The sequence below is a fragment of the Caulobacter sp. GW821-FHT12A07 genome (assembly GCF_058807655.1).
The window spans coordinates 165,554-184,240 of the sequence record NZ_JBXAQX010000009.1; the positions used below are offsets into that span (position 1 = coordinate 165,554).

An 18,687-nucleotide genomic window follows, 5' to 3' on the forward strand; every position below is an offset into this window, starting at 1 on the left:
ATGTCCGTGGCGGTGCATGCGGATAACGCACGAACCTGACGTCAGGCGCTATATCCTATTGTCCAGGTAGACTTCACGCCCAAGAAGACTCTCAAGGCCGGTAGATTTGGTCGAAGACGCCGCCGTCGGCGAAGTGCCGGGCCTGGGCCTTGGCCCAGCCGTCGAAGTCGCGGTCGATGGTCGCCAGCGGAATGTCGGGGAACTTGGCGGCGTACTTGGCCGCCGCCTTCGGGTCGCGCGGGCGGTAGTGATGCTTGCCGATGATGTCCTGGGCCAGGGGGCTGTAGAGGAAGTTCAGATAGCCCTCGGCGACCAGCCGCGTGCCGCGCCGCTGCACCACCTTGTCGACCACGGCCACCGACGGCTCGGCCAGGATCGAGCGCGAGGGATAGACGATCTCGAACTTGTCGGCCCCGAACTCGTCGCGGGCCAGGTGGGCCTCGTTCTCCCAGGTCAGCAGCACGTCGCCGACGCCCCGCTGGGCGAAGGTGGTCATCGAGCCGCGCGCGCCGCTGTCGAGCACCGGCACCTGGCGATAGAGCTGCTGGACGAAGGCGCGGGCCTTGGCGTCGTTGCCGCCCTTCTGCTTCAGCGCCCAGGCCCAGGCCGCCAGATAGGCCCAGCGCGGCGCGCCGCCGGTCTTGGGGTTGGGGGTGATGATCTCGACGCCGGGTTTGACGATGTCGCCCCAGTCCCGGATCCCCTTCGGGTTGCCCTTGCGGACCAGGAAGATGATCGTCGAGGTGTAGGGGGCCGAGTTCTTGGGCAGGCGCGACTGCCAGTTCCTGGCGATCAGGCCGCGGGCGGCGATCTGGTCGATGTCGTCCGCCAGGGCCAGGGTGACGACGTCGGCCTGCAGCCCGTCGATCACCGAGCGGGCCTGCTTGCCCGAGCCGCCGTGGCTCTGCTTGATGTCCAGCGTCTGGCCGACCCGGCGCTTCCAGTAGGCGGCGAAGGCCGGATTGATCTCCTGATAGAGCTCGCGGGTCGGGTCGTAGCTGACGTTCAGCAGCGTCACGACCTTGGGGCCTTGCGCCAGGGCGCCCAGCGGCGCGGCCGCCGCTACGGCGCCGACGCCGATCGACAGGTCTCGGCGGGAAAGCGGGCGGGGCAGGGTCATCGGGCGTCCTCTGGGATAACGCCGAAACCTTGGCCGATCTCGCTCCCGTTGTACGCGCGAATGTTTCTGAAGGCGGGATCAGAAAGGGGCGGGGGAGCAGTCTCTCCTATCCGCCCGTCATTCCCGCCCTTGTGGCGGGAACCCCTCTGTCAGCCGCAGGTGCGGATGGGGCGGCGTGCTTAGCACGCCGCTTGCTCTGCCCCTACGAGCGGACCCAGGGTTTCCCGCCACAAGGGCGGGAATGACGGGAGTTTAGAGAGAAACCTAGAACGCGAACTGGCTGCGCAGGTTGACGGCCTGGTAGCCCTGGCTCAGCGCCACGGTCCCGCCGGCCGGATCCAGGCGATCCACGTCGACGTCCAGATAGTCGAGCGAGAACTTGGTCACCGAGTTGGGGAACCAGTTGACGCCGGCGGTCCAGATCGTCTGCTCGCCGCCGCGCACCCGGTCGGCCGCCAGGGTCGCGGTCTCGTGGTGGTTCAGGTCGAGCACCGAATAGCGCGCCGCCAGTTCCCAGGCGCCCCACTTGCCGGCCTTCGGGTCGAAGGGGTTGGCGATCGACGGGGCGTCGAAGGCGAAGGTCGAGCCGTTGTAGCGGCGGCTCTCGCCGGTCAGCACCCAGCCGCCCTCGATGTACCAGCCGCCGAACTTCGGATCGCTGACGCCGGCCGCCGGGTTGCGGCGATCGAGCGCGATGTCGAAGTACTCGCTCTGGATCAGCAGGTTCTTGTGCTGCACGGCCAATTCCACGCCCACGTGGCGCAGGTTGTCGGCGTCGATGGCGCCGGTGGTGACCAGGGTGGTCCCGTCGACGCGCAGTTCCGGACGCTCGGTCAGGGTCAGCGGATAGGCGCCGCCGACGGCCGTCTGGGCCGGGGTGACGATGTAGCCGGCGCCCAGGCCGGTGTGCACGATCCAGTCCTTGGTCTTGACCGGCAGGAAGGCGGCGCGGGCCACGAAGCCCTGCTGCTCGTCGAAGGTCTGGGCGTCGCCGGTCTTGCCGCCGGTGGCGGCGGCCGACAGCAGCCAGCGCTCGCCGCCGGTCTGCACCTGCAGGGCGTAGCGGCGGTCGGCGGCGGCCAGGCCGCGGGTCAGTTCCGAGATCGCCGGGCGCTCGGCGAACAGCGAGCCGTTGGTCGAGCCGGCGTCCTCCAGGCCCACGTTCGGGGCGAAGGCGCCGACGCGCACCTTGAAGGGCGCGTAGTTGTACTGGAGGAACAGCTCCTGCAGCACGCCCGAGCCGTCGGTGCCGGCGCCGCCGAAGTCGAGCAGCACGCTGTAGTCGAAGTTCTTGAAGACCTTGCCGTCCATGCCCAGGCGCGCGCGGCGGAAGTTGCTGCCGCTGTTGAGGTCGCGGCCGTTGCCGATCACCGCCGGCAGGCCCTTGTCCTGGAAGTAGTGGGCGGTGTCGAACTGCATCACCCCGTGCAGGGTGGCGCTGAAGGCGCCGTCGGTCGAGGCGATGGTCGGACGGCCGCCGGCGATGCTGACGGTCGCGGTCGGAGCGGGGGTGGCGGCGGCGGGGGCCGCCTTCGGGGCCGCGGCGGTCGCGGTCTTGATCTCGGCGATCTGCTTCTGAAGAGCCGCCAGCTGGGCCTCCAGGGCCTCGATGCGGGCCTGCTGGTCGGGAGCAGCCCCATTTGACGGAACTTGGGCGTGAGCGCCGCCGGCGACGACGAGCGTCGCGGCGCCGGCCAGGGCGGCGGCGCCCCGGGCGAAGCGATGGATGGTCAAGGTCTTCCCCTCACGGCGATCAGGGCCGCCGTCTGTTATCGATGGGAACAGCCTTAATATTAGTCCTTAAACGGACCTTTAGCGTGGCGAGCCGGCAAGGCCGCGACAGCTGCGGCGGATTGTCGCCAAGTTGGCCGCAAAGCCCTTATGAAAAAGGCCCCGCACGTTGTGCGAGGCCCTCTTCTCCACCTAGGCGGACGGCGCCTAGAACATCGTCCGGCCGGTGAGCTTCACGTTGTAGCGCTTCTGGCGCTTGGTGCTTTCGGCCGTGCCTTCCAGCGCCACATAGGACATCGCCGTGCCGGCTCGCAGGGCGAAGCCCAGGGTCAGGGCGCCGTCCTTGTCGTCGAACGGCTCCAGCACGTAGGTCTGGCCGTTCAGGGTGGCGACGGTGTCGGCCAGCTTGCCGGCCAGGGTCTTGCGGTAGCCGACGCGGACTTCCGGGCGCACCCAGACGTCGCGGCCGAACTCGGCGCCCAGCACGACGCCCACGTCGCCGCTGAGGTTGCTCCACTTGCGCCGGCCGATCTCGTTGTCCATCACCTTGCCGCCGCCGGTCTCGTCGTGGCTCGACTCGTTGAGGTAGGTGTAGTCGACGCGCGCTTCCGGACGCGAGAAGAAGCGGCCGAACTTCACTTCGTAGGCCGTGCCGGCGAAGGCGTTGGCGGTCAGGGCGCCCCAGTCGCTGCTGGCCTTGCGCTTTTCCTCGTAGACGCCGTCGCCGTTGGCGTCGACCAGGAACACCCGGTCGCTGTCGAACCAGCCATAGCCGACGCCGCCGCCGAGGTTGAACCGCCAGGGACCCACCGACCGGCGCCAGTAGACGCCCGTCTGGACCAGCGACGAGGTGGTCTGCTCGCCCACCTGGGCGACGGTGTCGTGCTCTTCCAGGGCGGTGTAGGCCAGGGTCACGCCCAGGGCGCCGCCCGCGTCGCCCATCGCCTCGTAGCCGGCCACGAAGCCGAAGGCCTGGGTGTCGGTGCCCAGGGTCGGGCCGTCTTCGCGACGGACCAGGGCGTTGATTTCCTGGACCCAGATGCTGTCGGGCCCGTAGCGGTCGCCCGGATCGGGCCGGATCGAGGTGGCCTGCGAGATCTGCTGGGTGACGGTCTGCAGGGTGGCGAACATGCCCTCGCCCTGGTCCGGCAGCAGTTGGTTGTACCGGTTCAGGAACGAGCCGCGGTCGCTGATGCCCAGGAAGGCGCCGGCCACGTCGGAGTCGCCGCTGAGGGCGTTGAAGATCGCGTCGTAGGCGGCCGCGCCCGAGCGGGCCATGCCGATCTCGGCGGCCGTGCGGCGGCGCACGTCGATATAGACGTTGTTGGCGTCGGCGCGGCTGCTGGCGACGTACATGTAGGGCGCGTCGTCGAGCAGGCTCTGGCCCAGGGCGCCGCTGGTCAGCGAACCGGCCGTGATCACCGTGTACGAGGTCGGGGCGCTCAGCAGGCTGGTCAGGCGCAGGCCAAGCTGCGCGCCGCTGGCGACGTTGGCCGCGCCCGACACCACCAGGCGGGTGTTGGTCGAGGTCGACGGATCGGCGGTGAACACCAGCTTGCTCTCGGCGCCGAGGCTCAGGCTGGTGATGTTGATCGTTTCGGCCTTGGTCAGGCCCAGCGAGCCCTTGCCGATGGTAACGTCCAGCCGGCCGTCGCTGTCGCTGATCGAACCGATCACGGCCGCGCCGCCGTCGATGCGGAACACGTCGGCGCCGTCGCCGAACGAGATGTCGCCCACCACGGTGCCGTTCAGCACGTTGAAGGTGTCGGCGCCCGAGCCGAAGCGGATGGCGCCGATGATGGCCGGCTCGTCGGCGTCGTCGACGCCGTCGCCGTCCGTGTCGGTGTCGGCCACGCCGTCGGCCCCGTCGTCGCCGTCGTTGACGCCGTTCTGGGTCAGGGTGACGCCGGTGGTGTTGCGGCTGACGTCGATGGCCACCGCCTTGCCGGTGATGGTCTCGTTGCTGGCGTCGGTGTCGCTGTCGTCGGTGTCGAGATCGTCGTCCGTGGGCGAGATCGAGGCGATGATCGAGCCGGTGTTCTCGATCGTGGTCAGGCCGCCCGAATAGTCGATGACGCCGTAGGCCGTGCCCTTTTCGCCGACGATGGTCGCGTTGATCACGCCGGCGTTGCGCAGGGTGTTGGTCCCGCCGCCGGCTTCGATGGCCACGCCGCGGGCGTCGAACACGCCTTCGGAGACGCTGTAGGCGACGATCGTGCCCTTGTTCCAGATGGTCGGGGCGTTGCCGCCCGCGGTGACCCGGATGGCGGTGCTGTTGGCCTCGTAGGCCTGGGCGGTGATCGAGGCGTCCGAACGGAAGCCGCCGGCGATGTTGGTCGCCTGGCCGGCGTTGCCGCCCAGCTGCACGCCGGTGGCCGTCACGCCGTCATAGAGGCCGTTGGCCGTGATCGAGCCCTTGGCGATCACGCCATAGGCGTTGTCGCCCGTGCCGACCGCGCCGACGGTGATCGCGCGGGTGTCGGAGCCGACCAGCAGGGCCGGGGCGGCGCCGTAGACGGTCAGCGCGCTGCTGCCTTCCGAGGCGTCCTCGACGCCGTCGCCGTCTTCGTCGGTCTTGGTGGTGTCGTTGTCGGCCGGACGGATGTCGAGCAGCACGCCGCCGGTGACGTTGCCGGCCACGCGGACGGCCGAACCGCCCTGCAGCAGGTCGTCGGCGTCGAGCTTGTCGCGCACGGTCTTGTCGGAGGGGCGGCTGGTGTAGCGGTAGCCGGTGGCGCTGACGCCGCCCTGCACCACGAAGGCGCCGGTGATGTCGCCGTCGATGGCCACGCCGACCGAGTTCTGGCCGACGGTGCTGACGCCGCCGTTTATGGTGACCTTGCCGGTCACCGGGGCCGCGACGTGCACGCCGTAGCTGTTGTTGCCGGTGACGGCGATCGAGCCGCCGTTGGTCAGGTTGCCGACCAGGGCGCTCTCCAGCGAGATGCCGGCCGAGTTGTTGCCCTCGATGGTGATGGAGCCGCCGGTGGCCAGGATGTCGCCGGTGAAGGCGCCGGGGCCGGTCAGGCGGATGCCGTAGCGGTTCTGGCCCAGCGCGAAGGCGCCGTCGATGTCGCCGTCCGAGTCGGTGTCGGTGGCGGTGTAGTCCTCGTCGAGCGTGATCGTGGCGGTCTGGGTGACCGTGCCGGTCGTGCCGCCCCTGATCAGTATGCCCGTGGAATCATTGACGCCCTGGGTCGTCAGCGAGCCCGTGTTGGTGACCTTATTGTTGCTGTTCAGCGTCACCAGCGCGCCGGAGGCCGTCAGCTTGATCGTGCCGCCCGTGTCGATCTTGACATCGTCGGCCGCGCCGCCGGTCCCCGCGGAACCGGTGGCGATCGGGGTCGTCCGTTCGGAATTGATGACGGTCTCGGCCTGCGCGGCCAAGGCCATGGCCATCAGAGGAGCGGCCGCGACCGTCGCGACCAGGACCTTGCGCTGCATACGAACCGACCACCCTAAGGAGAATACCCTCTGCCCCCGAGATTGCGTCAGGTTGCGGCGAAATTGCGGTGAACACCGCGACCGACACGCATCTAGGGGTTCCCCGTCTATCCCATGAGATCGGGCGGCGCCATATCTGCTTCGACGAATCATCGCTTCGTCACAAAACTGGCCTACGAGCCTTGGTCCCCCCGTCGGGCCGTTCGAGGCCCGCCCCGCCAGATGGAGCCCGGACCCCCGCCATGCCCACCGTCTCCCCCCCTTCGCCGGTCGCGCCGGACCGCTGGGGCGGCCCCTTGGCGGGCGCGTGGGCCGGGGCCTGGACGGCGATCGCCGGCGGGCCGGTCGCTCTTGTGGCCATGACCGCCCTGGGCGCGGCCCAGCCGGGCGTGGCCCTGCCGGCCGCGGTGCTGCTGGGCGGCGGCGGGATCTTCCTGCTGCGCCGCCTGCGCCGCCTGATCGAGGACGCCTCGCTGGTCGCCGTCCCGGCCGCCGCGATCGCCGACCGGGCCCCGCCCTTCGCGGTGATCCTGGAGAATCTGCCCGAGCCGCTGATGGTCATCGCCGCCGAAGAGGCCGACGACCTGACCGGCCGCCGCTTCGTCTTCGCCAACGCCGCCGCCCGCGAGCGCTTCCGCATCCGGGAAAGCGCCCTGCTGGTCACCGCCGTGCGCAGCCCCCAGGTGCTGGAGGCGGTGGACGAAAGCCTGTTCGGCGGCGTCGAGCGCACCGTGGAATGGACCGGCGTCGGCTCGCAGGGCCGCGACTGGACCGCCCACGCCCGGCCGCTGGGCCGCGACGATCGCGGTTCGCAGCTGGCCCTGCTGGTGCTGCGCGACGAGACCGACGTGCGCCGCAGCGAGCGCACCCGCGCCGACTTCCTGGCCAACGCCAGCCACGAGCTGCGCACGCCGCTCGCCTCGCTGTCGGGCTTCATCGAGACCCTGCGCGGTCACGCCAAGGAGGATCCGGGCGCCCGCGACAAGTTCCTCGGCATCATGCAGGCCCAGGCCGAGCGGATGTCGCGGCTGATCGACGACCTGATGAGCCTGTCGCGCATCGAGCTGAACGAGCACATCGCCCCGGCCGGCCGCGTCGACCTGGCCATGGCCGCCCAGGACGTCATCGACGCCCTGGCCCCGCAGGCGCGCGACAAGCAGGTCAGCTTCGACGCCATCCTGCCGCCGCGCGGCTCGGCGGTGGTCGAGGGCGACCGCGACCAGATCGTCCAGGTGGTCCAGAACCTCGTCGACAACGCCATCAAGTACACGCCCAAGGACGGCGTCGTGCGGGTCGAGATCTTCCCCGGCCTGACCCCGGCCACGGCCGTCGCCCCGCGCGACCCGTCCGCCGCGCGGCTGTCGCTGCTGACCCCCGACCATTCGGAGTCGGAGTCGCTGTTCGCGGGCCTGCGGGTCGGCGACAAGGGGCCGGGCATCGCCCGCGAGCACCTGCCGCGCCTGACCGAGCGCTTCTACCGCGTCGAGGGCCAGAAGAGCGGCGACCGCTCGGGCACGGGCCTGGGCCTGGCCATCGTCAAGCACATCGTCAATCGCCACCGCGGCGGCCTGCACGTGGAGTCGACCCAGGGCGAGGGGGCGACCTTCGGGGTCTATCTGCCGATGGCCAAAACCTTGCCCGACAAGGACTTGGCCACAGTTGACGGGGTCGGGCCGGGCGGTGTCGTAAAACTGTCGTAGAAACGTCGCATAAGGTCGGCGCCCGCCCGGCATAGATCGGTCACGGGCGGGGCGGCGCAACGGGCGCCGTGCTCGCATCCTACGCGCAAGACCGCTTCACGCATGCTGACCTGGCTCTCGCTCCTCTTCCTGGCGCTGTTCGCGCTGGCGGCGTTCCTGCTCGGTCGGGGCCGAGCGCTCAAGGCGGCCGGCGGCGCTTCGGTGCGCCTCCACTCGCTGCCCAACTATTACGGCGCCTACGCCGCCCTCTGGGCCGGCGCTCCGGCCGCCCTCCTGCTGCTGCTCGGCGCCGTGTTCGGCGGCCGTCTCGAGGAGGCGGTCCTGCAGGCCGAACGTCCGGCGGCCGTCTCGGCCCTGACGCCCGACCGCCAGGACGTCTTCTTCAGCGACGCCCGGGCCATCTCGGCCAAGGAAGCGCCGTCGGAGGTCGTCTACGAGGGCGAGCTGAAGACCGCGCTCGACGCCAAGGTCGCCGAGTCCCGCAAGATCAACGCCATCGTGCGCTACAGCACGATCGGCCTGGCCTCGCTGGTGGCCCTGATCGGCGTGCTGCTGGCGCTGCCGCGTGTGGGTCTCGAATTCCGCGCCCGCAACCGGGTGGAAGGCTGGATCAACGGCCTGCTGATCGCCTGTTCGGTCGCCGCCGTCCTGACCACCCTGGGCATCGTGCTGTCGCTGGTCTGGGAAAGCTGGCGCTTCTTCCAGAGCGTCAACCCGCTGTCGTTCCTGTTCGGCACCGAGTGGAGCCCGCAGATCGCCATGCGCGCCGACCAGGTGGCCTCGTCGGGCGCCTTCGGGGCCGTGCCGCTCTTCGCCGGCACCTTCCTGATCATGCTGATCGCCATGCTGGTGGCCGCGCCCGTCGGCCTCTACTCGGCGATCTACCTTTCGGAATACGCCAGCCGCGGCCTGCGCTCGACGATCAAGCCGCTGCTCGAGATCCTCGCCGGGGTGCCGACCGTGGTCTACGGCTTCTTCGCCGCCCTGACCGTGGGTCCGCTGTTCCGCGCCGGCTTCAACGCCATCGGCGCGGTCCTGATCGGCGGCCCGCTGGACGGCGTCGGCCAGTACCTGATGGAAGTCCAGAACCAGATGGCCCTGGTGGCCGGGGTGGTGATGGGGATCATGCTGATCCCGTTCGTCTCCTCGCTGTCGGACGACATCATCAACGCCGTGCCGCAATCCCTGCGCGACGGCAGCTACGCCATGGGCGCCACCAAGTCCGAGACGGTCAAGCGGGTCATCCTGCCGGCCGCCCTGCCGGGCATCATGGCCGCCATGCTGCTGGCCGTGTCCCGCGCCGTCGGCGAGACCATGATCGTGACCATGGCCGCGGGCCTGCAGGCCAAGCTGACCGTCAACCCGCTCGACACCGTCACCACCGTGACCGTGCAGATCGTCACCCTGCTCACCGGCGACCAGGAGTTCGACAGCCCCAAGACCCTCTCGGCCTTCGGCCTGGGCCTGACGCTGTTCGTCGTGACCCTGGCGCTCAACATCATCGCCCTGCGCATCGTCCAGAAGTATCGGGAACAATATGACTGACGCCGCCATCACCGCCGGCGCCGCTCCGCACGGGCAGGGCCCCCGCGCGACGCTCTCGGCCGCCGAAGCCCGCCTGAAGAAGCGCTACCGCTCGGAAATGTGGTTCAAGGCCCAGGGCATCGCCGCCATCGTCGTGGCCATGATCTTCCTGGTCGTGCTGGTGGGCCGCATCGTCGCCCAGGGCTACACCACCTTCGAGACCCACTCGATCAGCGTGCCGGTCTACCTGAACCCGGACCGCATCGACCGCACCGCGCTCGAAGGCGTCAACTACGACTACATCGTCGCCGAAGCGGTGATGAAGAAGCTGAACATCCAGGACGACGACCTGGGCACCACGTCGGGCAAGGTCATGGACCTGGTCTCGCGCGATCTCGGCTTCCAGCTGCTCGACAAGATCAAGGCCGACCCGTCGGTGATCGGCAAGACCATCGAGGTCACCGGTCCGGTCAAGGCCGACGCCGACCTCTACTACAAGGGCGAGATCAAGCGCGCGACCGCCGAGGAAGACCGCAAGCTCGACAACCAGCAGCTCGGCTGGCTGGACCAGCTGGAGAAGAGCGGCGCCGTCAAGGGCGGCTTCAACTTCGGCTTCTTCACCAAGTCCGACTCGACCGAGCCCGAACAGGCCGGCGTGCTGGGCGCGGTGGTCGGCTCGGCCCTGATGCTGATCATCACCGCCCTGATCGCGGTGCCGGTCGGGGTGATGGCCGCCGTCTACCTGGAAGAGTTCGCGCCGAAGAACCGCTGGACCGACGTCATCGAGGTCAACATCAACAACCTCGCGGCCGTCCCCTCGATCGTCTACGGCCTGCTGGGCCTCGCTTTGTTCATCAACTGGCTGCACGTGCCGCGCAGCTCGCCGCTGGTCGGCGGCCTGGTGCTGGCCCTGATGGCCCTGCCGACCGTGATCATCGCCACCCGTTCGGCGCTGAAGGCGGTGCCGCCCTCGATCCGCGAAGCCGCCCTCGGCGTCGGCGCCTCCCGCGCCCAGACCGTGTTCCACCACGTGCTGCCGCTGGCCATGCCCGGCGTGATGACCGGCGCCATCCTGTCGCTGGCCCACGCCCTGGGCGAAACGGCCCCGCTGCTGATGATCGGCATGGTCTCGTTCGTGCCCGGCGTGCCGGAAGGCTTCACCGGCGCCTCGACCGTGCTGCCGGTGCAGGTGTTCATCTGGGAGAACGCGTCTGAGCGGGCTTTCCACGAGCGCACCGCCGCCGCCATCCTCGTCCTTCTGATCTTCATGATCGTCATGAACGCCGCGGCCGTCATCCTGCGCCGCCGCTTCGAACGCCGGTGGTAGGATCCATATGACCGTCACCAACCCCAACGCTCTCGCCCTCGTCCAGGGACACGCCATGCCCACCCAGAACCGCGACGGCGGCGTCGCCGCGCCCGTCATCCACACCGCCGTGCCGCAAGGCCACGGCGTGGTCGAGACCCGCGACTTCAAGATCCGCGCCCGCGACGTCAACGTCTTCTACGGCGACAAGCAGGCCCTGTTCGACGTGGCGCTGGACATCCCGGCCAAGTCGGTCACCGCCTTCATCGGCCCGTCGGGCTGCGGCAAGTCGACCTTCCTGCGCTGCATCAACCGGATGAACGACACCATCCCGTCGGCCCGGGTGCAGGGCGCGATCGAGATCGACGGCGCCGACGTCAACGCCAAGAGCGTCGACCCGGTGGTGCTGCGCTCGCGCGTAGGCATGGTGTTCCAGAAGCCGAACCCCTTCCCGAAGACGATCTTCGAGAACGTCGCCTACGGTCCCAAGATCCACGGCATCGCCACCCGCAAGGACGAGCTCGAGGCCATCGTCGAGAGCAGCCTCAAGAAGGCCGGCCTGTGGAACGAGGTCGCCGACCGCCTGCATCAGCCGGGCACCGGCCTGTCGGGCGGCCAGCAGCAGCGTCTCGTCATCGCCCGCGCGATCGCCGTCTCGCCCGAAGTGATCCTGATGGACGAGCCCTGCTCGGCGCTGGACCCGATCGCCACGGCCAAGATCGAGGAGCTGATCGACGAGCTGCGCAGCCAGTTCTGCATCGTCATCGTGACCCACTCGATGGCCCAGGCCGCCCGCGTCTCGCAGAAGACGGCCTTCTTCCACCTCGGCAAGCTGGTCGAGAGCGGTCCGACCGAGGAGATGTTCACCAATCCTCGCGACAGCCGCACCCAGGACTACATCACCGGCCGCTTCGGTTAAGCGCAGGCGGAAGGAAACAGGACATGACCGAGCATACCGTCAAATCCTACGGCGAAGAGCTGAACCACCTGACGGCCGAGGTCACCCGCATGGGCGGCCTGGCCGAAGCCCAGGTGGCCGACGCCATCGAGTGCATCGCCCGTCGCGACGCGGGCCTCGCCCAGAGCGTGGTCGGCCGTGACGAGCGCCTCGACACCCTGCAGGTCGAGATCGAGCGCAAGGCGTTCCGCCTGATCGCCCTGCGCCAGCCGATGGCCGTGGACCTGCGCCACGCCGTCGCCGCCCTGAAGATCTCGATGAACCTCGAGCGCTGCGGCGATCTGGCCAAGAACATCGGCAAGCGCGCCCTGATCCTCAACGACGCCGAGCCGATGAGCGCCCTGACCCGCTCGATCGAGCGCATGGGCCGCCTGGTGCAAGGCCGTCTGAAGGACGTGCTCGACGCCTACACGGCCTCGGACGTGCAGCGCGCCATCAGCGTCTGGAGCAGCGACGAGGAAGTCGACGAGCACTACAACTCGATCTTCCGCGAACTGCTGACCTACATGATGGGCGACCCGCGCACGATCAACGCCTGCACCCACCTGCTGTTCGTGGCCAAGAACCTCGAGCGCATCGGCGACCACGCGACGAATATCGCCGAGAACATCCATTTCGAGCTGACGGGCGAGGAGATCATCTCCCAGCGTCCCAAGCTCGACGTGATCGCTCAGTAAGCCTCTGGAGGGCCGGTCGACGTGACTCCGTACGTTCTGGTGGTCGAGGACGAGGACGCCCTGGCCACCCTCCTGCACTACAATCTCGACAAGGAAGGCTACCAGGTCTCGGTGGCCGCCGATGGCGAGGAAGCCCTGACCCTGGCCAGCGAGCGCGCGCCGGACCTCGTCATCCTCGACTGGATGCTGCCCAAGGTCTCGGGCATCGAGGTCTGCCGCCGCCTGCGCGGCCGCACCGACACCCGCAACGTGCCGATCATCATGCTGACGGCCCGGGGTGAGGAGAGCGACCGCATCCGCGGCCTGGACACCGGCGCCGACGACTACGTGGTCAAGCCGTTCTCGATGGTCGAACTGACCGCCCGCGTCCGCGCCGTCATGCGCCGCATCCGTCCGGCCCTGGCCGACGACCGCATCACGGTCGGCGACATCATCATCGACCGGGTGGCCCACCGCGTGAAGCGGCAGGGCAAGGAAGTGCATCTCGGCCCCACCGAGTTCCGCCTGCTCGACTACCTGATGCAGCACCCGGGCCGGGTGTTCAGCCGCGAACAGCTGCTGGACGCCGTCTGGGGCTCGGACGTCTATGTCGAGGCCCGCACCGTCGACGTCCACATCGGCCGCCTGCGCAAGGCCCTGAACGGCGCCGCCGAAGCCGACCCGATCCGCACCGTCCGCTCGGCCGGCTACTCGCTGGACGTCGAGGCGGCCTGACGGAAAGAGGGGACGGCGCGTCGCGCGCCGTCCCCCTTCCCATCGTGCGCCTGATGCTGGATCAGGACCCGCTGGTGTCGGCGATCATGACCGCGCTCCGCACCGTCAGGCCGTCGTTGCTGAGCCGGCGCGCGTAGAACTTCTGGCCGTCGAACACGATGTCGCCCAGCTTGGCGTTGTCGGCGCCGTCGTCCTTCCAGAAGGCGTAGTGGGGCGAACCGGCCGCTACCGAGGCCTGGATCACGCCGAACATCGTCGCGGTCAGGGCGGCCGTCCCGACATTGAGCTTGCCGGCGTTGCGTTCCGACTGGGCGCTGACCGCCGCCTTGCCCGTGTAGTTGTACGGGTCGTGGATCACCACCCGGCCCGCGGTGATCAGGGCGTCGGGGATGTCGAACACCGGCGTTCCCAGACACGGCAGGCCAAGGTCGATCTTGCAGCGGCCGGTGAAGCCCGCGTCGATCCTGATCGCCACGCCCGCGTCGTCGAACACCGGATTGACGATCGTGACGTTGTCGGCGATCGCGCCCACTCGGATCTTGACCGCCGCCGCACGGAAGACCACGCCGTCGATCAGCGTGTCGCCGTTCTGGATGTCGACGCAGATGTCCGTCGCGACGATGCGGCCGCCCCGAATGTCGGCCACGACCTCGCGGGCGGCGCCTTGGGCGCCGGCCGGGCCGACGCTGTTGATCCGCACGCCCACCTGCTGAGCCTCGGTGTGCAGGTTGACCAGGTGGATGGCGTAGGCGCCGTTGAGGATATCGACCGCGACATTGCCGACGGCGTCGGGATGGTCGATCTGGCAGTCGGTGGCGAAGACGTCGTTGGCGCCGTCGAACACCATGCCGCGCGCGGCCCCGAAGGCGAAGAAGCGCTCGATGCAGGTGAACTCGTTGGTCCCCTCCAGATAGAGGCCGACGCCGGGGCGCTTGAGATTGGCCTTGGTGGCGTCGTTCACATGCGCGGTGACGAACGGCCAGAAGTGGACGTCGACGATGCGCGAGACGTCCCTGGCGCCCTTGAGACGGACGCCGTTCTTGCCGTCCAGCCGCAGGTTGCTGAGATTGATCCGGCCGCCGTCGATGCCCGTGCCGCCGGCCGGGGCGGCCATGTCGGCCAGGACGCAGGTGTCGAAGCCCGCGACGAAGGCGTTGCGCACGGCCCCGCCGGTGCGGTTGGCGGTGACGCCGACGCCGCTGTAGTCGGCCAGCAGGGCGGTGATCGCCGTGTCGTTCAGCGGCGGCTCGCTGGTGTCGGGCAGGTCCTGCACGATCGACAGGTTCTCGATCGCCGCGCCCCGGCCGAGGGTGACGGTGGCGCTGGGCACGAGACGGATCAGCGAGGGGCGGTCGAAGATCGACTGGCCGACGCGAGGCTGCTCGGGGCTGACGTCGTCGCCGCTCAGCACCGCGCCCTGGGGCAGGGCGACCGAGGTGGCGACGCGATAGCGGCCGGCGGCCTTGACCTTGCCGCCGGTGAGGGCGCCGGCCGTGTAGCTGGCGAGGGCCGATTGCAGGGCGGGGCCGTCGTCGCCGGCGCCGGTCCCGGCCGCGCCGTAGTCCTCGGCCGAGCGGATCTCGGCGATCTTGGCGTCGACGGAGCGCGTCGCCGCGCCGGCGCCCGGTTGGGTGTAGGTGACCATGGGAAAATATCCTGAACTTTGAAAAGGCTTGAAAAATGCCGCCGGCCAGGCCGTCGGTTCAGGTATTGTTCCGCATCGCTGCGTCTATATCGGTCGCCGAGCCGACCGGCCTAGCGCCCTCGCAGCCGCTCCAGGATTCCGCAGTCGGCCACCGTGTCGCTGTGGCAGTGGTCGAGCATGTCGCGCAGTTCCTCGCGCATGGCCTGCAGGTCGGCGATCTTGCGTTCGACCTCGGCCAGCTGGTCGCGGGCCAGGGCGTCGACCTCGCCGCAGGGGCGGTCGGTCGCGTCGGCCAGGTCGAGTAGGGCGCGGATGCGGTCCAGGCCGAAGCCCAGATCCCGCGAGCGCTTGACGAAGGCCAGCCGCCGTTCGTGCGCGGCCTCGTAGGCGCGATAGTTGCCGTCGGTACGGGGCGGCTCGGGCAGCAGGCCCATGCGCTCGTAATAGCGGATGGTCTCGACCGGCACGCCGGTGCGGCGGGAAAGATCGCCGATGGAAGACATGAGAACCTCCGAGCGGAGCGCTTGACCCTGTAGCGACTACAGGGTGCAGACATAGGGCCTCTTTGAAGGAGGCTCCAGATGGCTGACTGCTGCGGCGATGATCTGTGCAAGGCCGACGCCCCCGCGCCGTCGGGGCGCTGGCGGCTGGCGCTGTGGATCGCCCTCGTGATCAACGGCGGCATGTTCCTGGCCGAGGGCGCGGCGGGCCTGCTGTCAGGCTCGGCGGCGCTGCAGGCCGACTCCCTGGATTTTTTGGGCGACGCGGCCAACTACGCCATCAGCCTGGGCGTGGCGGGCTTGGCCCTGACCTGGCGGGCGCGGGCGGCGCTGCTGAAGGGCGCGACCATGCTGCTGTTCGGCGGCTGGGTGTCGGCCATGACCGTCTGGGGCGTGATCGCCGGCCGCACGCCCGAGGCGCCGGTGATGGGGACCCTGGGGCTGATCGCCCTGGTCGCCAATGTCGGGGTGGCGGCGCTGCTGTTCGGCTTCCGCACCGGCGACGCCAACATGCGCTCGGTGTGGATCTGCTCGCGCAACGACGCCATCGGCAACGTGGCGGTGATGCTGGCGGCCGCCGGCGTGCTGGGCACGGGCTCGCGCTGGCCCGACCTGGCGGTGGCCGCGGTGATGGCGGGCCTGGCCTTGCAGGGCGGCTGGCAGATCGTCCGCCAGGCCCGCGCCGAACTGCGTCAGGTCAAAGCCCCGCCGGCGCCCCGCTTCAGCGTCGCGACACGCAGCCGCTAGGCGCCGAGCGAGGCCGTAACCTCCTCAACCGTCACGATGGCGTGGGCGTAGGTCGGGGCGTTGATGGCGTGGGCCGCGTGCAGGGCCTCGTCCGAGAACGCCGCCGTGGCGTCGGTGACCAGGGTGACGTGATAGCCCAGCTCGGCGGCGAAGCGGCCGGTGCCTTCGATGCAGGTGTTGGCCACCAGGCCGATCAGGATCACGTGGGTGATCTCGCGCTGCTTGAGGCGGTAGTCGAGGTCGGTGTTGGCGAAGCCGCTTGATCCCCAGTGCTCGGTCACGATCACGTCGCCGGGCAGGGGCGCGAAGTCGGGATGCCACTCCCCGCCCCAGGCGTCCTTCTCGAACACCAGGGCCTGGGCGCTGCCCTGCAGATAGGGCGAGGGATGCTTCCAGCCGTCCAGATCGCCCAGGGCGAAGCGGTGGTGGGGCACGACGAACAGGGGCAGGCCCGCGCTCCGCGCCGCGGCGACCACGGCCTTCAGCCGCCCGTGCAGGCCTTCGGCGCCCTCCGTCGCCGCCACCCTGGGCCACAGCTTGCCGCCGTCGGCCAGGAAGTCGTTGTAGGGATCGACGAACAGCAGGGCGGTGCGGCCCTGGGGATAGGCGAGGCTCATGGCGGGGCTCCCGGCGGCGAGGCCTTCAGGAGACGCGCGATCGGCGGGCGGGGCTTGGATGATCCGGTCGTGGCGGGTGTGACGAGTTTACCCTCGCCTCCCAAACTCCCGTCATTCTCGCCCTTGTGGCGAGAACCCCTCTGTCAGCCGCAAGGGCGGATGGGGCGGCGTGCTCAGCACGCCGCTTGCGCCTCACGTGGAAGCGGAACCAGGGGTTCCCGCCACAAGGGCGGGAATGACGGGATGGAAGGAGAGTGGCGTAACCCCTGAGCCGCAGCCCCCTAGTCCGCTTCCCCGGCCAGGTCGCAGGCCTGGGCGATGCTGTCGAACAGGGCCGAGACGGTGATCGGCTTGGCCAGGTGCAGGTCGGCGCCGGCGGCCAGGCACGCCTCCACCTGGTGGGGCATGGCGTTGGCGGTCAGCGAGATGATCGGGATGCGCGGCCGGCCGGCGGCGCGCTCGCGCATGCGGATTTCGCTGATGGCGGTCAGGCCGTCCATCACCGGCATCTGGGTGTCCATCAGAACCAGGTCGAAGGCCTGGCGCTCGTAGGCCGCCAGGGCCGCCTCGCCGTCGGCGGTGATGACCAGGTCGGCGGCGCCGTCGAGCATCAGCTCCACGACCCGCTGGTTGGTGGGGTGGTCCTCGGCCAGCAGCACGCGCAGGCGCTCGGGGGCGGGCGCCTTGGCCGGACGACGGACGGGCGCGGGCTCTTCGGGGGCGGCGGTGTCCAGGCGGGCGGTGAAGGTGAAGCAGGCGCCCTCGCCGGGCGTCGAGCGGCAGGCGATGTCGCCGTCCATCAGCCGGGCGAAGCGCCGGGCGATCGACAGGCCCAGGCCCGAACCGCCGAACCGCCGGGTGATCGAGCCGTCGCCCTGCACGAAGCGCTCGAACAGGCTGGCCTGCACCTGCGGGGTGAAGCCCTCGCCGGTGTCCTCGACCGTAACGACCAGGCGGATGGCCTCGCCCTCGACCTGGGTGCGGGCGTGGACGGCCACATGGCCCTCGCTGGTGAACTTCACCGCGTTGCTGATCAGATTGCTGACGATCTGGCCGAACTTCAGGGCGTCGCCGCTAACCCGGTCGTGGAAGCCGTCGTCGAAGAACAGCGAGAAGTTCAGGCCCTTCTGGTGGGCCAGGCCCTCGAAGGTGGCGGCGGTGGCGATCAGCGCGCCGCGCAGGTTGAAGGGGGCGGGCTCCAGCCCGACCTCGCCGGCCTCGACCTTGGCCAGGTCCAGAATGTCGCTGAGCAGGGCGTTCAGCGTGCGGCCAGAGCCCAGGATCACGTCCATCATCTCGCGCTGGCGCGGGGTCAGCTCGGTCTGGGCCAGCACCTGGGCCATGCCCAGCACGCCGTTCAGCGGCGTGCGGATCTCGTGGCTCATATTGGCCAGGAATTCGCTCTTGGCGATGCTGGCGGCGCGGGCGCTCTCCAGCGCGGCCTCCAGGGCCACGGCCGAGGCCTTCCGCTCGGTGATGTCCTCGCTGATGATCAGCAGCAGCTTCTCGTCGCCCTCGCCGGGGATGGCGATCTTCTTGGTCTGCAGCCAGCGGTCGCCGTTGTGCGGGGTCTTCAGGGGCTCTTCGTCGATGACCCACACCTCGTCGCTCTCCAGCACCTTGCGGTCCATCTCGGCGAAGAAGGCGGCCTGGTCGGCGGGGAAGAAGTCGGCGTCGCGGCGGCCGATCAGGGCCTCGCGCGGCACGCCCAGCAGCTCTTCGCCGGCGCGGTTGACCAGCACGAAGCGGCCGTCGCGGCCGTTCTTGACCACCAGCATGGCCGGCACGCTCTCGACCACGGCGTCGAGGAAGGCCCAGGAGTGCAGGGCCTCGGGCGTCGACGAGGTGGCGGGCGCGCCGGCGTCGGCCGGCGCGGCGTCGCGCGCGTGCGGGTTGTTGTCTCTGGCCATGACCTCGCGGTTCGCCCCCTCAGGCGCGTCCAGCCCCGACGCGCGTATTCGCACGCAAAGAAGCCTACGAGCGTCGCCGCGGGCAACGGCGCCA

At 69.7% G+C, this 18,687-nt stretch carries 14 protein-coding genes; 7 read left to right on the forward strand and 7 right to left on the reverse strand.

The genetic code is table 11. The features are described 5' to 3' along the window. Positions 1-91 precede the first annotated feature (91 nt). From AC1RRS_RS18435 to AC1RRS_RS18445, 3 genes are all read right to left on the reverse strand, one after another. Positions 92-1,120: a sulfate ABC transporter substrate-binding protein gene (locus tag AC1RRS_RS18435; RefSeq protein ID WP_492856363.1), complete on the reverse strand. Its 1,029-nt coding sequence runs from the start codon at positions 1,118-1,120 to the stop codon at positions 92-94. Positions 1,121-1,384: 264 nt separating this feature from the next. Further along, positions 1,385-2,854, reverse strand: coding sequence for an OprO/OprP family phosphate-selective porin (locus AC1RRS_RS18440; RefSeq protein WP_492856364.1), 1,470 nt, complete (start codon positions 2,852-2,854; stop codon positions 1,385-1,387). A gap of 204 nt (positions 2,855-3,058) precedes the next feature. Beyond that, the gene (locus AC1RRS_RS18445) at positions 3,059-6,295 is read right to left on the reverse strand and encodes an autotransporter domain-containing protein (protein WP_492856365.1); all 3,237 of its coding nucleotides are present in this window, start codon (positions 6,293-6,295) and stop codon (positions 3,059-3,061) included. Positions 6,296-6,537: 242 nt separating this feature from the next. On the opposite strand from AC1RRS_RS18445, the gene AC1RRS_RS18450 reads away from it, so the two are divergent. The 6 genes from AC1RRS_RS18450 (at position 6,538) to phoB (ending at position 13,174) form a co-directional block, all read left to right on the forward strand. Beyond that, positions 6,538-7,995 (forward strand): sensor histidine kinase, encoded by a 1,458-nt coding sequence (locus AC1RRS_RS18450; protein ID WP_492856366.1) that lies wholly within the window; start codon positions 6,538-6,540, stop codon positions 7,993-7,995. Positions 7,996-8,097: 102 nt separating this feature from the next. Beyond that, positions 8,098-9,540, forward strand: coding sequence for a phosphate ABC transporter permease subunit PstC (gene pstC, locus AC1RRS_RS18455; RefSeq protein ID WP_487291913.1), 1,443 nt, complete (start codon positions 8,098-8,100; stop codon positions 9,538-9,540). Then, a complete protein-coding gene (pstA, locus tag AC1RRS_RS18460; RefSeq protein ID WP_487291914.1) occupies positions 9,533-10,846 on the forward strand; it encodes a phosphate ABC transporter permease PstA in 1,314 nt (437 codons plus the stop codon). Before pstC ends, pstA begins: the two co-directional genes overlap by 8 nt. A 55-nt stretch (positions 10,847-10,901) precedes the next feature. Beyond that, positions 10,902-11,744: a phosphate ABC transporter ATP-binding protein PstB gene (pstB, locus tag AC1RRS_RS18465; protein ID WP_370444041.1), complete on the forward strand. Its 843-nt coding sequence runs from the start codon at positions 10,902-10,904 to the stop codon at positions 11,742-11,744. Positions 11,745-11,767: 23 nt separating this feature from the next. Further along, the gene (gene phoU, locus AC1RRS_RS18470; RefSeq protein ID WP_110121099.1) at positions 11,768-12,460 is read left to right on the forward strand and encodes a phosphate signaling complex protein PhoU; all 693 of its coding nucleotides are present in this window, start codon (positions 11,768-11,770) and stop codon (positions 12,458-12,460) included. A 21-nt stretch (positions 12,461-12,481) separates the two neighbouring features. Beyond that, complete coding sequence (gene phoB / locus AC1RRS_RS18475) at positions 12,482-13,174, forward strand: phosphate regulon transcriptional regulator PhoB (RefSeq protein WP_110121100.1); 693 nt, start codon at positions 12,482-12,484, stop codon at positions 13,172-13,174. 61 nt (positions 13,175-13,235) lie between these two features. On the opposite strand, the gene AC1RRS_RS18480 is transcribed toward phoB, so the two are convergent. Together AC1RRS_RS18480 and AC1RRS_RS18485 are read right to left on the reverse strand one after the other, a co-directional pair. Beyond that, complete coding sequence (locus AC1RRS_RS18480; protein WP_492856367.1) at positions 13,236-14,819, reverse strand: hypothetical protein; 1,584 nt, start codon at positions 14,817-14,819, stop codon at positions 13,236-13,238. A gap of 110 nt (positions 14,820-14,929) precedes the next feature. Beyond that, positions 14,930-15,322, reverse strand: a complete 393-nt coding sequence (locus tag AC1RRS_RS18485; protein ID WP_492856368.1) for a MerR family transcriptional regulator — start codon at positions 15,320-15,322, stop codon at positions 14,930-14,932. 78 nt (positions 15,323-15,400) lie between these two features. On the opposite strand from AC1RRS_RS18485, the gene AC1RRS_RS18490 reads away from it, so the two are divergent. Continuing rightward, on the forward strand, positions 15,401-16,066 hold the full coding sequence (locus tag AC1RRS_RS18490) for a cation efflux transmembrane domain-containing protein (RefSeq protein WP_492856369.1): 666 nt from the start codon (positions 15,401-15,403) through the stop codon (positions 16,064-16,066). On the opposite strand, the gene AC1RRS_RS18495 is transcribed toward AC1RRS_RS18490, so the two are convergent. Both AC1RRS_RS18495 and AC1RRS_RS18500 read right to left on the reverse strand, forming a co-directional pair. Then, positions 16,063-16,683, reverse strand: a complete 621-nt coding sequence (locus AC1RRS_RS18495) for a cysteine hydrolase family protein (RefSeq protein WP_492856370.1) — start codon at positions 16,681-16,683, stop codon at positions 16,063-16,065. The two genes, AC1RRS_RS18490 and AC1RRS_RS18495, sit on opposite strands and share 4 nt — an antisense overlap. A 281-nt stretch (positions 16,684-16,964) precedes the next feature. Beyond that, the gene (locus AC1RRS_RS18500) at positions 16,965-18,593 is read right to left on the reverse strand and encodes a PAS domain-containing sensor histidine kinase (protein ID WP_492856371.1); all 1,629 of its coding nucleotides are present in this window, start codon (positions 18,591-18,593) and stop codon (positions 16,965-16,967) included. Positions 18,594-18,687 lie beyond the last annotated feature (94 nt).

Bases quoted from the DNA above. Each gene is read 5' to 3' on its own strand.
- pstC (WP_487291913.1), top strand. From the start codon at position 8,098: ATGCTGACCTGGCTCTCGCTCCTCTTCCTGGCGCTGTTCGCGCTGGCG.
- AC1RRS_RS18480 (WP_492856367.1), bottom strand. From the start codon at position 14,819: ATGGTCACCTACACCCAACCGGGCGCCGGCGCGGCGACGCGCTCCGTC.
- AC1RRS_RS18485 (WP_492856368.1), bottom strand. From the start codon at position 15,322: ATGTCTTCCATCGGCGATCTTTCCCGCCGCACCGGCGTGCCGGTCGAG.
- AC1RRS_RS18500 (WP_492856371.1), bottom strand. From the start codon at position 18,593: ATGGCCAGAGACAACAACCCGCACGCGCGCGACGCCGCGCCGGCCGAC.
- pstB (WP_370444041.1), top strand. From the start codon at position 10,902: ATGCCCACCCAGAACCGCGACGGCGGCGTCGCCGCGCCCGTCATCCAC.
- AC1RRS_RS18490 (WP_492856369.1), top strand. From the start codon at position 15,401: ATGGCTGACTGCTGCGGCGATGATCTGTGCAAGGCCGACGCCCCCGCG.
- AC1RRS_RS18435 (WP_492856363.1), bottom strand. From the start codon at position 1,120: ATGACCCTGCCCCGCCCGCTTTCCCGCCGAGACCTGTCGATCGGCGTC.
- AC1RRS_RS18445 (WP_492856365.1), bottom strand. From the start codon at position 6,295: ATGCAGCGCAAGGTCCTGGTCGCGACGGTCGCGGCCGCTCCTCTGATG.
- phoU (WP_110121099.1), top strand. From the start codon at position 11,768: ATGACCGAGCATACCGTCAAATCCTACGGCGAAGAGCTGAACCACCTG.
- AC1RRS_RS18495 (WP_492856370.1), bottom strand. From the start codon at position 16,683: ATGAGCCTCGCCTATCCCCAGGGCCGCACCGCCCTGCTGTTCGTCGAT.
- AC1RRS_RS18450 (WP_492856366.1), top strand. From the start codon at position 6,538: ATGCCCACCGTCTCCCCCCCTTCGCCGGTCGCGCCGGACCGCTGGGGC.
- pstA (WP_487291914.1), top strand. From the start codon at position 9,533: ATGACTGACGCCGCCATCACCGCCGGCGCCGCTCCGCACGGGCAGGGC.